Origin of the sequence: Polaribacter reichenbachii (genome assembly GCF_001975665.1) — a bacterium.
Classification (GTDB): domain Bacteria; phylum Bacteroidota; class Bacteroidia; order Flavobacteriales; family Flavobacteriaceae; genus Polaribacter; species Polaribacter reichenbachii.
The window spans coordinates 1480822-1496586 of the sequence record NZ_CP019419.1 but is presented as its reverse complement, the minus strand read 5'-3'; the positions used below and the strand labels follow the sequence as shown (position 1 = coordinate 1496586).

6 protein-coding genes are annotated in these 15765 nt (G+C 30.4%); 5 read left to right on the top strand and 1 reads right to left on the bottom strand.

Annotation, left to right across the window (positions count from 1 at the left end; all coding sequences use genetic code 11):
* The first annotated feature begins 121 nt into the window (after positions 1-121).
* Together BW723_RS06275 and BW723_RS06270 are read left to right on the top strand one after the other, a co-directional pair.
* Entirely contained in the window at positions 122-3403 is a 3282-nt protein-coding gene (locus BW723_RS06275) for an AbfB domain-containing protein (protein ID WP_068357368.1), read from the top strand.
* 67 nt (positions 3404-3470) lie between these two features.
* The gene (locus BW723_RS06270) at positions 3471-6263 is read left to right on the top strand and encodes a LamG-like jellyroll fold domain-containing protein (RefSeq protein ID WP_068357370.1); all 2793 of its coding nucleotides are present in this window, start codon (positions 3471-3473) and stop codon (positions 6261-6263) included.
* A gap of 307 nt (positions 6264-6570) precedes the next feature.
* Here the strand turns inward: BW723_RS06270 and BW723_RS06265 are convergent, their stop codons facing one another.
* Positions 6571-10890 carry a glycosyl hydrolase gene (locus tag BW723_RS06265; protein ID WP_083139583.1) on the bottom strand — a complete coding sequence of 1440 codons (4320 nt, stop codon included), beginning with the start codon at positions 10888-10890 and terminating at the stop codon, positions 6571-6573.
* 330 nt (positions 10891-11220) lie between these two features.
* On the opposite strand from BW723_RS06265, the gene BW723_RS06260 reads away from it, so the two are divergent.
* From BW723_RS06260 to BW723_RS06250, 3 genes are all read left to right on the top strand, one after another.
* Positions 11221-13200, top strand: coding sequence for a DUF2264 domain-containing protein (locus tag BW723_RS06260; protein ID WP_226789244.1), 1980 nt, complete (start codon positions 11221-11223; stop codon positions 13198-13200).
* Entirely contained in the window at positions 13166-14434 is a 1269-nt protein-coding gene (locus tag BW723_RS06255; protein ID WP_226789243.1) for a DUF2264 domain-containing protein, read from the top strand. Before BW723_RS06260 ends, BW723_RS06255 begins: the two co-directional genes overlap by 35 nt.
* A gap of 258 nt (positions 14435-14692) precedes the next feature.
* A complete protein-coding gene (locus BW723_RS06250; protein WP_068357376.1) occupies positions 14693-15565 on the top strand; it encodes a T9SS type A sorting domain-containing protein in 873 nt (290 codons plus the stop codon).
* Positions 15566-15765 lie beyond the last annotated feature (200 nt).

The window sequence follows — 15765 nt, the reverse complement described above, 5'->3', positions numbered from 1 at the left end:
AATAGTTATTATTTGACCTAGTTTTAGCCAATTTTTCCCTTAGAGGCACTAAATTTTTTATGTTGATTTGTTGAGTCTATTTTAAAAATAGCTGCTAAAAACTAAATCAAATATTTAAATTATGAAAAAATCTATCTTATTTCTAAATTTTTTAATTCTTATTGTATTTACAAATATCAATGCCCAATCTAGTACCAGTGATAATCTAGTAATACAACCCAATACTAATAGAACCGTTGTTTACGATGTAAATGCAACTGGAGAAACCAAAACACTAGTTTGGGGTTTAGATACGGCTTGGGCTAGTTTGGAGAATATGAAAAGAGGAATTGCTTTTATGGGAGCAGACAATGTTGATGTTGTTCGTGTATCTTATTTTACACATCAACCTTTGGTTAATGGAGAACTTCATCCAGACATTAAAGTTTTAATAGATAAACGTTTAGGATATATAGATTTATTTGGAAGACCAATGCAACTTACAATGAATAGTGTAAGAAATTCTGTTGATCCTAGTTATGGCACAGATGGTAATTATAATCCTGTAACATGGGCTGCAAACATTGCTGCTACCATAAACTATTATGAGGCAGCAGGCCATGAAGTAATTTCTATTTCTCCTTGTAACGAATGTGATCTTGGTACTGACTACGGAAATGGAGATATGCCATTTAATGCTGCTTTAAACCAAGAGTTACGCACATTACCTGAACTTGATGGAATTAGAATTTCTTCAAGTACACTAAATACAGATCAGGCTTTACCTTGGTACAATTACTTAAAAGCAACTCTTGATGAAGGTAATACACATCAATTAGCTGGGTCTTTTAATAACTATGCAACATTTTTTCAAACAGTTAGAGCAGATGGAAACTATGCAAGTAATGATGAAGTACATAATGTAATAGAATCGATAGTTGGTTTAGAGCATGGTATGCAAATGGGTATTTGGTGGGGAACACCAGAATATGCTGGAGGAGAATTTGTAAGAGCATCAGAAGGTGTAAAGTTAGGCTATTCAGAACATCGTTCTAATTGGACATCTGCGGCTGTATATAAAAACTTAGAAGGTAAGGTACAAGCTTTTATTGGGGCTTCAGAAAGACAAGCTACAACAACAACGTATAAGTTTAGATCAAAAGATCGACCTGTTTATTATGATGGATATGGACCTCAACGTGAATATGTAATGGAAATAACTGGAGGTACAGGATATTTAGAGAATCAACCAAATGCAGAAAGAGTAATTAATATTCAATGGGGAGATGATATACAACCTGCAATTAGTGGTATGTATAAATTAGTAAATCGCGAAAGTGGAAAAGTTATTCAAGTTGCTAATGGATCTGCTAATGATGGTGCTAACCTAGAATTAGGTACAGATGCAGGGCAAACATATCAACAATGGGAAATGACGCGTGTTCCATCTACAATTGGAGGAGATTTTACTTTTTACAAAATAGGCTTAGGTAGCAATACTGATAAAAAAATAGCGGTAGATGGTTCTACTCTTGAGAATGATGGAAACGTAATTTCTTATGCCAATAGTGATGGTTTTAACAGACAATGGTATCTCGAATATGCAGAAGATGGATGGTTTTATATTGGAAGTCGTCAGAGTGGAAAATATTTAGATGCTGCTTCAACATCAGAAAGTGCAAATATTCGTCAATGGGAAAAAACAGGCAATACAAATCAACAATGGCGTTTTCTTCCAACTAATGCTCCTGTAGAATTTAATGCACCAAGCGCTCCAACTAATCTTGTGGCTACTGCAAATTCAGAATCTATTCAACTAGACTGGACAGCAAGTCCAGACTCTGACGTTGCTGGTTATACTATTTTTAGAGCAGAATCTACTACTGGAGAGTATAGTACTATTGCTAGGTACATAACAACAACATCTTTTGTAGATAATACAACAAATGATGCAACTTATTTTTATAAAATAAAAGCGGTAGATAATTCTTTAAATAGTTCTTCGTATACAAGCGAAGTTTCTGCAACTGCAACTGGGGCTAATGGGCTTGTTACACACCTTCAATTCGAACAAAATACTTTAGACTCTTCAGTAAACTTAAACCATAGTGCATCCACTGGAAATATTTCATTTGATACAGGTAAAGCAGATTTAAATTCTATAGTATTAAATGGTTCAGATACTTTTTTACAATTACCAGCAGATGTAGCAAATTTACAAGAGATTACAATTTCTACTTGGATTTATTGGAATGGCGGAAATGCTTGGCAACGTATTTTTGATTTTGGTAATAATCAAAGTCAATTTATATATATGACACCAATGGCCGGAAGTACAGGAAATTTACGTTTTGGTATTAATAATGGTAATGGACAGCAGAATTTAAATGCTTCTGCTCCTTTAGCTATTGGAGAATGGTCGCATGTAGCAGTTACATTAGGAGCTACTGGAGGTAGCTTGTATATAAATGGTGTATTAGTAGATGAATCTACCACAGTAACTGCAAGTCCTCTAGATTTTAAACCAACATTAAATTACATAGGTAAAAGCCATTATAACGATCCATTATTAAATGGTCGTATTGATGATTTTAAGATTTATAATTATAGTTTAGCTCCAGAAGAAATAGCTAATATTTCTAATCCTGTAATTGTATCTGAAGGAATTAAAGCTTTTAGATCTTTTAATTTTCCTGATTATTATATTACACATACAAGTATTAATGGAGGCTCTAAAATTGAATATAATGCAGATAGTCCTTTTGTAAGTAATAAATTAAATGCACAGTTTAATATTGTTAAAGGTTTGGCAGATGAAAATGGAGTTTCATTTGAATCGGTAGATGCCCCTGGATATTATCTTTCTCACCAAAATTTTATTTTGAAATTAAGATCTGGTGATGATCAAGATTATGAAGCATTTAAAAACACGGCCACTTTTTACCCAAGAGAAGGCTTAGCTGACAGTGATTTAGTATCTTTTGAATCAAAGGATTGGCCTAACTATTTCATTAGACATCAAAATTATAATTTAAGAATTTCTAATTATACTGATAGTAATGTGTACAGAAATGATGCCACTTTTGAAGTGCTTGAACAATTAAATAATGTAGCTTCTAGAAATGCTACCAAAAATAAAAAAATCTCTATAGAAGACTGTAATGGAGATTGTACAGAAAGATTTTCTATTTGGCCAATGCCAGTAAATAATCTATTAAATATTAAATATTATAACAATGAAAATAATAAAACTTCAGCTAATATTGAGCTATTTAATATTAATGGAAGGCTACTATTGAGTAAAAAATTCATCAATATTAAAAATGCAGAATTGAATGTTTCAAATATACCTTCTGGTGTTTATATTTTAAAATTAAATAACAACCAACAAATATCCATTAGAAAAATTATAGTAAAACATTAATTAGTATAAACTAAAAGTTATACCATCTCAACCCACAAATGTTATAAGCACAAACAAAAATAAACATATGAATACAAATAAGCTGCTAAAAGGAAGCTTTCTCCTATTGGCATTAGCATTTTCTAAAATAAATGCTCAAACAAGTACAAGCACAAATTTTATAGTGCAGCCAGAAGCAGATAGAACATTGCTTTTTGATACAAACTCTACAGGTGAATCTAAAAATTTAGTTTGGGGTATAGATACAGCATGGCCTGATTTAGCAAACTTTAAAAGAGGTATGGCTTTTATGGATCCAGAAAATGTAGATGTAGTAAGGGTTTCTTACTTTACAGAAGAGCCTTTAGTAAATGGAGAACTTCATCCTCGTATTAAAGAAGCTATTGATAAAAGACTAGGTTATATAGCCCTTTTAAATAGACCTATGAAATTAACGATGAATAGTATTCGTTTTTCTGTAGACCCTAGCTTTGGAACTCCAGGTAATTATAATCCAGTTACGTGGGCAGCTAATATAGCAGCAACAATTAAATATTACGAAGCTGCTGGCCATGAAGTAATTTCTATTTCTCCTTGTAATGAGTGTGATCTTGGAAATAATTATGGAAATGGAGATAAGCCTTTTAGTGCAGCTCTTAACACAGAACTACGAAAATTAAATGAATTAGACGGAATTAGAATTTCTTCTAGTACATTAAATACAGACCAAGCTTTGCTTTGGTACACTTATTTAAAGGAAACTTTAGATGAAGGAAATACACATCAATTAGCGGGTTCTTTTAATAATTATGCTTCTTTTTTTGAGACCGTAAAAAGTGATGGAAAATACGCAAGTAATGATGAGTTGCATAATGTTATTGAAGCAATGGTTGGTTTAGAATACGGAATGGAAATGGGTATTTGGTGGGGAACACCTGAGTTTGCTGGAGGTCAATTTGTTAAAGCGTCAGATGGTGTTAGATTGGGTTATGCCGAACATAGATCAAATTGGACTGCTGCAGCTGTGTATAGAAATTTAGATGGAAAAGTAGAAGGTTTTATTGGAGCATCCGAAAGACAAGCAAAAGCAACATCTTACAGATTTGTATCAAAAGATAAAGCTGTTTTTTACGATGGATATGGTCCTCATAGAGAGTTTGTAATGAATATTCCAGGAGGAACTGGTTATCATCAAAATCAACCAAATGCAGAACGTGTAATTAACATTCAATCTGGTGAAGATATTCAACCAGCAATTAGTGGAATGTATAAATTGGTAAATCGTGCAAGTGGTAAAGTTGTGCAAGTAGCAAATGGTTCTGCTAACGACGGTGCTAATTTAGAAATAGGTTCAGATACACAACAAACTTACCAACAATGGGAAATGAGCCTTGTACCAGAAGATGTAGGTGGAGATTTTACCTATTATAAAATAGGTTTAGGATCTGCGACTAACAAAAAAATAGCTGTAGATGCTTCTAACCTAAACAATAACGGTAATATTATAACTTATGAAAATAGTACCAGTTTAAATAGGCATTGGTTTATTGAGTATGATGAAGATGGATGGTTTTATATTGGTAACCGTCAAAGTGGAAAGTATCTAGATGTTGCTTCTATAAATGAAAATGCCAATATTAGACAATGGGAAAAAAGGGATGCACAAAGTAAAGATAGCCAATTATGGCGTTTTTTACCAATTGATGCTCCTGTAGAATTTAACGCACCAGCAGCACCAACTAATTTAGTTGCAACAGGTAAAGAAGAAGCAATTCAGTTAAGTTGGACAGCAAATACAGAGAATGATGTAGCTGGTTATACTATTTTTAGAGCATCATCTGCTGGTGGGAGTTATAGTACAATTGCACGAAATGTTACTACAACTAATTTTGTAGATAATACAAGAACTAGTAATGGAGAATATTTTTATAAAATTAAAGCAGTAGATAATTCTTTAAATTACTCTTCTTATTCTAATGAGGTTTCTGCAACTACTACTGGAGCCAATACATTAGTAGCTCATTATGAATTTGAACAAAATCTTTTAGATAAAACTTCAAACTTAAATCATACAGCAGCAGCAGGAACTATTACTTATGGTTCTGGTGAAATAGGTACTGATGCTGCAGAATTAAATGGTGCAGATAATTTTTTACAATTGCCTGCAGATATAGCAAATCAAGAAGAAATTACAGTAGCAAGTTGGGTATATTGGAATGGAGGTAAAATTTGGCAACGTGTTTTCGATTTTGGAAATAGCCAAGATCAATTTATGTTTATTTCTCCTTATTCTGGTGCTGGTACAGTTCGTTTTGGAATTAATAATGGTAACGGATTAGAAACTTTAAATTCTAGTGCAAAACTAACTGAAGGAGCTTGGTCTCATGTTGCAGTAACTTTAGGAAATGATTCTGCACGTTTATACGTAAATGGAGCCTTAGCTGATGAATCTAGTTCTATTATAGCAAGACCAATAGATTTTAAACCAATGTTTAATTATATTGGGAAAAGTCAATTTACTAGTGATCCTTTATTAAATGGAAAAGTAGATGATTTTAGAATTTATAATTACGCATTATCTGCTTCCGATATTGCTGCTCTTTATAATAAAACGCTTTCTTTAGAAGATTGTGGTAATAATTGTATTGATGGCTTAACATACGGACCAATACCTGCAAATGATGTTTTAAAATTTAATTTTAACAATACTAATTCAACATTAAAAGCATTTGTATACGACGTAAATGGAAGGTTATTATTAAATAAAAATATTACGAATAGCAAACAGTTAAATGTTTCTAAATTACCTTCTGGTATGTATATTCTAAAGCTTAATCAAGATGATAAAATATCTATAAAAAAACTTTTAGTTAGGCATTAGTTATAAGTAAATAATAAAATAGTAAAGGGAATGATAACTAGTTTAGTTGTCATTCCCTTTTTTTATTAGCTTTCTTCTACTAGTTAATTAGGTTACATAATTAAGTTTTATTTAGTTTGTCTAGGTTTAATACATACTTTTATTAGATGTTAACATAACTAAAAACGAATTTATGCCTGCTAAAAACTATATTATTATTTCTCTTATAAGTTAAAATGATTTTAAACTCTCTATAATTTTAAGGGTAATTAAAAAGGGAATGATAATTTCTGTCATTCCCCTTTTTTTTATAAAGTTGTATTAATTATTATTTAACAATAATCTTTAATTGCTTTGTTATAGTTGCTGTTCTTATTTCAACAATATAAATATTACTTTTAGATGGTGCTTTAATAGTCATAACATTTTTTTGAATCTTATTACTACTTACTAGAGCTCCTAATAGATTATAAACGTTTATTGTACCTTTCATATCAACATTATATTTAGAACTAAGATCAATGTTAATTCTTTGTCCTCTTTCTATTGGGTTAGGATATACTCTAACATTTAAATTATTAAAATCTTTAATATTTTCTATAAGCAACGTTTCTCTTTTAGAAAGTTTTATTACATCACTATCTACTAATGCGTAATTATAAATTTCAAAACTATCATAACTATAATCTGTATATAAATCATTAGAATATTGAGATTTACCTAAGTAATTTTGATTAGTATCACCAACATCTGCAGGTGTAAGTGTACAATTAGTATCTGTAAAAACTAATTCTCCATTAATATAATATTTTAAAGTACTACCTTCTAAAGTTAAAGCAACGTGCACCCATTCATCTACAGGGAAATCACATGTCATATATACATTATAACGTGTTCCGTTTATAGGGTCTATTATAAATCTAGATTGGGTGTCATTAGCTTTTGGTATTAATAACATAAAATTGCCTGTTCCACCACCAAAATCAAATAAACGTAAAAAATCGTTATTAACTGCAGGCGTTTTGAACCATGTTGAAATAGAAAAATCATTTAGGTTAGACATGATATTGTTTCCAACTTGTATATATGACTCGTCTGTAGCAGATAATGAAACTGCACTTCCTTCTGATCCTATAGACCAATTTGCATTATTTTTTAATTCTCCATGATATCCTCCCCACTCATCATAAGCTACAACTCCTACATTTTCATTAAAGGTAAATTTGGCATGCTGTCCTTTTTTTGGTGTAGCAACTAACACGTCAGATTCAGGACCTGTACCTTCAGTATTTTTTGGTACAACTTTATAATAGTAAGTAGTTCCATTTACTATATTAGAATTATCTACATACTTTACACCCTCAAAGTTACTTTCAATTTCTGAAAAAGTATCGTTAGGACTTGTAGCTCTATAAATTGTATAATATGTATCAAATACAAAATTCCAAGTAATTATGTTTGAGCCATCACCAGAAGAAATATAAATATTATCTATTTGCTCAGGAGCACTAATACCAAGAGTTGTAACAGACACTGTATTAGACGAATTTCCTTCTCCAAAACTATTAACACCTACAACTTTATAAAAATATGTTGTATTAGCATCTAAATTTGTATCTCTAAAGGTAATTTCACTAATGTTCTCTGCTATCAATTCAAACTCTCCATCTACTGTGTTAGACCTTTTAATATTATACAAACTTGCATTTGCAGCGTTATTCCAATCAAGTTCTATTACAGTTCCAGAAAGTGCTTTAGCAGTTAAATTAGGTGCTGCTGCAGGTTGATCTCTAGTAATAGTTATTTCTCTTGAATATATAGATTGACTATCTTTATAACTTACTGCTCTAACTCTATATTTTGCAATGTCATAGGTAAATTCATCTTCAAAACTTATTGTTTTTCCTGCTTCATAATCTTCACCTAAAACCAATGTTGCAATTGGTGTAAAATTAGTTTCATCGTTTATTTTTCTTTCTAAAGTATAATTTTTACCAGTTTCTCCATTATGATCATACCAAGAAATTACACTTTTACTAAAATCGTTCGATAAACTTTGTTCTAACCATGCTGGTGCAATTTTCCAAGTGTGATTATATTCTTTAGATTTTTTAAATCCTTTACTAGAATTAAATTCACCAAACATTTCTCCTGCAGGTGTAATTTGCCCACCTAATTCTAATGATCTAGCATCATTAACCCATTGATATAAAAAATGATGTTCTACTAAATCATTAGTTTCAAAATAACTTAATATTTGTTCTAACTTAATCTTATTTCTTTCTGCATTGGCTGCTGTAAGTGGCAATGAACCTGTTTTTTGTACACCATTTTCATCTAAAATAGGATCTCCATTCGGATAAAATCTTAGGCCGCTTATATCTGGCCATTTAGCAGCATCTGCACCATTGGTCCAGTTTGCACCATTATTCCATTCTGTAATCCATACAGGTCTTCCTCCTATCGCAGCAGTAGAAATATTCCAACTCCACCAACTTGTAGGCTGATCTTGATAAGCATGAAAAGCAACAAAATCTACACGATAATTTAGCTCATCACAAATTTTCATAAACTCTGATAACCAAGAGCTACCAATTGCTGCAGGTGCAGGAGAACCTATTCTTAAACCAGATTTAAAAAACTCTGGCCATTGATTAATTGCAGATTCCACACTCATATCTGCTTGGTCTGGTCTTGCAGGTTCATTATAACCCAATACATGCGTTACATTGGTACTAGAGTTAATTTTTGTAAAAGAATCCCAGCCGAGGTTATGTCTCATAGGAACATAAGTAACATCTACATTTTCTGTATCTCCTCCTGCAGACCAATTGTAGTATATTGATGGACTTGCTTGATAATTAGCATCACCTCCTAATTTATTAGCTAATCCTTTCTTTGAGTTCCAATGCCATTTAAAAACCCTAATAAAAGATATAAAACTACTTTTATCTGTTGCTGTAGCAATAAAACCTTCTGGTAATACAGGTATTTCTAAATCTTCATCACTTGCAATAAACATTTTACTAAATCCAGTTCCATCTTTATTATTAGCAAAAGTTACAGCAAAACCTTTTTTAAGCTTAAAAGATTTTACATTATTATCATATGTATCTAAGTTATTATGATACGTTTCAACTTCAAGTTTCTTAAAATTTCCACCAAAATTCTCTTCTGTATATATAGTTAAAGCTTCTTGCGTTGCTAATTTACCGTTAGGAATAATAACACATCCAGAAGCATAAATACCTATTCTATCTTTATTAATATCAAATTTTTGTCCATTAATCTTTACTGCATCTAACCAAGGGTTTGAGTCATCTAAAAATTTAGATGGTTTTATTCTTTCTAGATACAACCAGGAGTCATCAGAAGTTAAATTAATAGCACTATTTCTTAAAGGATCTATTTCTGTAATATGTATTTCAGATTTACCAGAAACAGTAACTTCAGCGTTAATAAATCTGCCAATAGAGTAATTTTCATTATTAATGTTTACAGGGTTTTTAGGAAAGTTTCCTGAAGAAACAGGTGCAAAAGAACCAGTATCATCGAAAGTTACAGAAGTTATTTGCATATTAGCAGAACCATCTAAGTAATTTTTACCTACAATAATTCTAGATTCAGCTTCAAATTCATAAAGTTTAATATCTCCTAGAAACCAGATTCCAGCACCATCATTTTCAACTAATAGATAATAAGTTCCAGCATCTGTAGTAGAAAAAGTTAAATTATTATCATATAATTCTTTAGCATTTCCGTTAGAAATAGTAATTTCAGATTGGTTAATAATATTGATACCTGTGGTTTCTTTACTTACACCAATTTTAAATGTACCAGAAGAACCATTTCCCCAATAGGTATATAATGAACTTAAATTATAGGTTTTATTCGCTTCTAAAGTTAATGGATAATAATAAGAAGAACCGTTGGTAACACCACTTTCCCAACGCATTAACATAAAATGATTGTTTTCTGAATATGTTTGTCCATTATAGGTAAATCTATTATTTAAAGTATTGGTAAATCTTACACCAGAATTTGTATTTGGTGTGTTCCATGGTACTGTGCCTGCACCGTTATTTTTCCAACCAGCATCTAATGGCGTTTCAGTTGTTAGATTTCCAAAAATGTTTTCTGCTATATTTGATCCTGTAATTCCTTCAGAAAAATCTGGATCTGTTTCTTCTACTCCATCAACAATATTATTAAAAGTTGTGAGATTTTTAGAATCTATATAACTTCCGTTTTGGTATATATGAACCATATTACCTTCTACTGCATAACGAATTGTTTGTTCTTCTGTAGATGAAAAATTCATCAAATAACTGCTAGATAGAGGGGCAGACCATTGTAGTTTTTCTGTGTTAAGCGATGTTCTAAACCCAGTTAAATCTTTTTTTCTTAAATCTACATCTAGTCCTCTACCTTCAGAAGAAACCACTTTGGCTTTAATTTCTATAGACATATTTTCATACATATCTATGGGTATATAGACTGTATCGACTGTACTTGTAGTATTTATAATTTTATTAGATAAAAGTGTTGTTGGTAAATCTGCTTTTTTAGCCAAATTAGGCTCTTGAGAATAGATTTTCGATGAAAACAATATAAGTACGAAACTTACAATTAGTAATTTTTTGTTCATAGTTTATTTAGTAGTTTTAATTAATTATATAGTTTAGTTATTTTTTAACTTTTTAGTAAGTGGGTTTTCTGTAAGATTTTTATTTCAAAAAAATTATAGTCAAACTTTCTATAAAGTATTGATTATTGGCATAGTTTTGTATTTTTACATTTTATAAGTGTAAAAATAACACTTATATTAAAAAGTATATAAGGTATTAATCAGCGATTAATAGGTGGTAAAATGACTCTAATATGCTAGTTTTTATTAAAACTTATAATGAACTAGTATAAATTTCTTTAACTCATGATAAAATTAAAATTTCTAATAATAATATTTTTAGCTTTTAGTTTGTCTGTATTTGCCCAAAAACAAACTAAAAAAGATAATATTTTTCATATTGTAAACCCAGATTACAAACTGAGTCCGCATACAGGAATGACAAAACAGCATTGGAAAGATGCTGCCACATATCTTCTTAAAGGAGCTTTTAGTTACATAAATACTATGGATGATGCAATGAAATTTCCTAAGCAATCAGGAAAAAGTTATCCTCATAATGAAAAACAAGTACCTACAGAAAAATTAGAGGGTTTGTGTAGAACCTTATTTGTTGCAGCTCCACTTTTAAAAGACAATCCAAATCTTACAATTAACAAAATAAAAGTTGCAGAATATTATAGATATCAAATAAGTAAATTAGTAGATGCTACAAGTAAATCTTTTATTGTTCCTAGAGCAAAAAATGGTGGGCCAAGTCAAAATTTAGTAGAATTTGGAGCCTTAGCTTTATCACTATTAGTAAGCCCAGATACTTTATGGGAACCATTGCCACAAGCAACAAAAAATGCATTAGCTAAAACAATGTTAAGTTATGGAGATGGACCAACAGTAGACTCTAATTGGAAATTTTTCAACATTTTTGTGTTAAGTTTTTTTAAAGAACAAGGTTATGCTGTTAATGAAAAATTACTGGTAAATTATTTAGAAAAGTCTTTAAAGGATTATAGAGGAGATGGTTGGTATAACGATAGTCCTGCTTACGATTACTACAGCATGTGGGCTTTTCAAATGTATGGTTCTCTTTGGTCTCAATATTTTGGTAATAAATACTATCCAGAAATTGCACTCAAATTTAAATCTAATTTTAACGATTTAAAAACCACATACCCAAAAATGTTTAGTAAAAACGGGCAAATGATTATGTGGGGACGAAGCATTAGCTATAGAATTGGTGCTATTGTACCATTGCCTTTAATGGGTTTTGAAAATGATGCAAATGTAAATTATGGTTGGATGCGAAGAATTTCTTCTGGAGTTTTAAAACAGTTTTTACAACATCCCGAATTTATGGAAGATAATGTGCCAACACTAGGTTTTTATGGAGCTTTTGAACCTGCAGTGCAGAATTATAGTTGCAGAGGTAGTGTGTATTGGATGGGGAAAGCATTTATGGGGCTTCTAGTGTCAGATGATAGTCCATTTTGGACTTCCATAGAAAACGAAGGAGCTTGGGAATCTGAATTAAAAGATGGAAAAGTTTTTAATAATTTTATGAAAGACTCAGAGCTTTTAATAACTAATTACCCAAATATTGGTGCATCTGAAGTACGTTCTTGGTGTCATGAAAAAGTTAAAGACGATTGGCAAAAGTTTAGATCTACAGAAAATTACAATCGTTTATCTTACAGTAGCGCATTTCCTTGGCAAGCAGATGGAGAAAACGGAGAGGTTGCCATGAATTATGTTATTAAAAATAAAAAAGAAGCTTGGGAAGCTTTTAGATTATATACTTTTAAAAAGTTTGAAGATGAAATATATTATAGAGATGTTGTCTTAGAAACAGATGAAAATATAAAATTTAATCTTGCAGAAATACCTTTAAAAAACGGAATATTAAGAGTTGATAAAAATAATAGTGATAAAGCTATTGCTATGCGATTAGGACATTATGCTTTGCCAAAATTCGATAAAGAAATTAAAATATCAACCAAAAAAATAAAAGGCAACAAAGTAACTATTATGGATAATGGAAAATATCAATTAGCAATGATACCCCTATTAGGATGGGATAAAACTGAAGTTGTAAGTGCAAAAGGATTGCATCCAGAAAGTATAAACAGCAAGGTTATTAATGTTACGAGTAGTTTTAATCCTAAAAAAGCCAATTCTACAATTTATGCAACGTTAATGCTATGGAAAAAATCTGGAGAAAAATGGAATAAAAAAGAATTATGTCCAGTTAAAAGTATTAAACCAATTCATAATTTAAAAGAAGTTATTGTAAAATTTAATAATGGAGAATCAAAAACAATTAAATACAATGAGTAATCAATTAAAAAGCATTTTAGTTATAGGAATATTCTTAATTTCAATTAAGGCTTTTTCTCAAGAAAACCAATTACAAAATAATTCAACAAAAGAAGTTAGAGAATTTTTTGTAGCATCATTAATTAAAATTGGAGACCCAGTTTTAGAAGCATTAAGTAAAAATAAACTAAAAAAAATAATGCCTGTAGAGAAATCTCCTGGTGCTTGGGATGATAGAACGCACGTAACCTATTTAGAAGGTTTTGGAAGATTACTTTCTGGAATGGCACCTTGGTTAGAGTTAGGCTCAGACAATACACCAGAAGGTATATTAAGAGCAAAGTATATTAAATTAGTTCATAAATGCATTCAGAATGCCACAGATCCAAAGGCTGCAGATTTTATGAATTTCACCAATGATAGACAACCGTTAGTTGATGCAGCTTTTTTTGCACAAGCATTTATAAGAGCACCAAAACAACTATGGGACCCATTAGATAAAACCACAAAAGAAAATGTAATTAAAGCATTAAAATCTACCAGAAAAATAAAACCATATTATAGTAATTGGCTGCTTTTTTCTGGAATGATAGAAGCTGCATTGTTAAAATTTGATGCAGGTGCAGATATGATGCGATTAGATTATCCTTTAAATAAACATAAAGAATGGTATTTAGGTGATGGTATGTATGGTGATGGTCCAAATTTTCATTGGGATTATTATAACAGTTTTGTTATACAACCAATGATTTTAGATATTTTAAAAGTTTTAAAAGAAAAAGGTAAAAAAGTAGATAGAGATTTTGCTACTGCTTTAAAAAGAGCAAAACGTTATGCTGCTATTCAAGAGCGTTTAATTTCACCAGAAGGAACTTATCCTCCAATTGGTAGATCTTTAGCTTATCGTTTTGGAGCTTTTCAATCATTATCACAAATTGCTCTTTGGCAAGAATTACCTAAAGAAGTTGCTCCAGCTCAAGTTCGTTCGGCATTATATACTATGGTTTATAATCAAATTAATGCAAAAGGTACTTTTGATAAAAATGGATGGTTACAAATAGGTTTGTATGGCCATCAACCAAATATTGGAGAAGGTTATATTTCTACAGGAAGTTTGTATTTATGCTCTGAGGTATTTTTAATTCTTGGCTTACCTTCTAATAATGAGTTTTGGAATACACCTTACCAAGCTTGGACTCAAAAAAAAATATGGTCTGGACAAAATATAAAGATAGATCATGCAATCAAAAATTAAACGTAATGTTAAATAAGGTTTTAAAATAGGAGAAAGTTTACTCTACAAAGCATAAATTTTACCTAGTTATTGCATTTTAAATCATTTTACACCCTTATTAGAGCTAAATATTAACCCATACTTAGCATTCTTTTAAATTTACTTTACAACAAATTAAACAAGTGTTAATTTTACATTTCTTTTGTTACTGCAGAAATAAAAGAACCTGTTTTATTAACATTTATTATAAACTTATCTATAAACTAAAATTAAAACATTATGAAAAAAATTACATTATTTCTTTACTTAGCATTAATAAGTGTGTCTACAATATTTGCTCAAAGTACAGAACCTTTTCTTATAGAAGCAGAATCTGGTACTTTAGGGGCTGATTATGATACCGCAACCGAAGGAACTATTACTTATGTTTTTCCTAAAACAAATTTAATAGATGGTAATTTTCCAGGAAGTGACGATAAAGTTATTTCTTACGATATCACTTTTCCAGAAGGTGGTAATTATGATTTATATATTAAATTATATATTGGCCAATTAGGAAACAATGATGACAGTTTTTTTATGGCTAGGGAAACAGGCGTAGTAGATGCAAATACGGCAGGAGATTGGGTAAATATAAATCAGTTAAATGAAGCAGGTTTTACTGCAAATTCAGATATTGTAACAGGAGATAAAATAACGCCAGAAATTATAGAACAATGGAAATGGGTAAATGTTTCTACATTACATAATACTTCGGGTTGGTCATATTCAATTACTCCAGAAGAACGAACAGTTACTTATCATATTGGATCTAGAGAAGATGGTTTAAGAATTGACAAATTAGTTTTTGGTATCAATGGTACTCAGTACACTGTAGGTGAATTAGAAGGAGCTAAAACACTAAGCACTAGTAAATTTAGTGCATTAGAAAGCGTAAAAGTATATCCTAATCCAACAAATAATCAATTTACAATTGATAGTCAAGAAACATCGACTTCTTACAAAATCTTTAATATTTTAGGAGCAAAAGTTGAGGAAGGTAAATTTAATATGGGTAAAAATACTTATGGTAGTAATTTACAGTCTGGTACTTATATATTAGATATGATTTCAGGAAATAAGAGAAGTGTAAAAAAATTAATTAAATTATAAGTTAATTTTTTTATAAATATCATTTAATTCCCCTAATAAGTATCTGTATTTAATTCAGTTAAAAAAACCAAAGTAAATTACTTTGGTTTTTTTTAAACTTTAAGATGAAAAAACTATTTAAGGTAATTGAAAAAATAAATCCTTAGAAAAACAAAAAATTAAACAACCATTTATTTATAAGCTTGTTTAAAACAAATTGA

Excerpts from the sequence above, each read along its gene's own strand:
- BW723_RS06250 (WP_068357376.1), top strand. The coding sequence starts at position 14,693 with ATGAAAAAAATTACATTATTTCTTTACTTAGCATTAATAAGTGTGTCT.
- BW723_RS06270 (WP_068357370.1), top strand. The coding sequence starts at position 3,471 with ATGAATACAAATAAGCTGCTAAAAGGAAGCTTTCTCCTATTGGCATTA.
- BW723_RS06275 (WP_068357368.1), top strand. The coding sequence starts at position 122 with ATGAAAAAATCTATCTTATTTCTAAATTTTTTAATTCTTATTGTATTT.
- BW723_RS06265 (WP_083139583.1), bottom strand. The coding sequence starts at position 10,890 with ATGAACAAAAAATTACTAATTGTAAGTTTCGTACTTATATTGTTTTCA.
- BW723_RS06255 (WP_226789243.1), top strand. The coding sequence starts at position 13,166 with ATGGAGAATCAAAAACAATTAAATACAATGAGTAATCAATTAAAAAGC.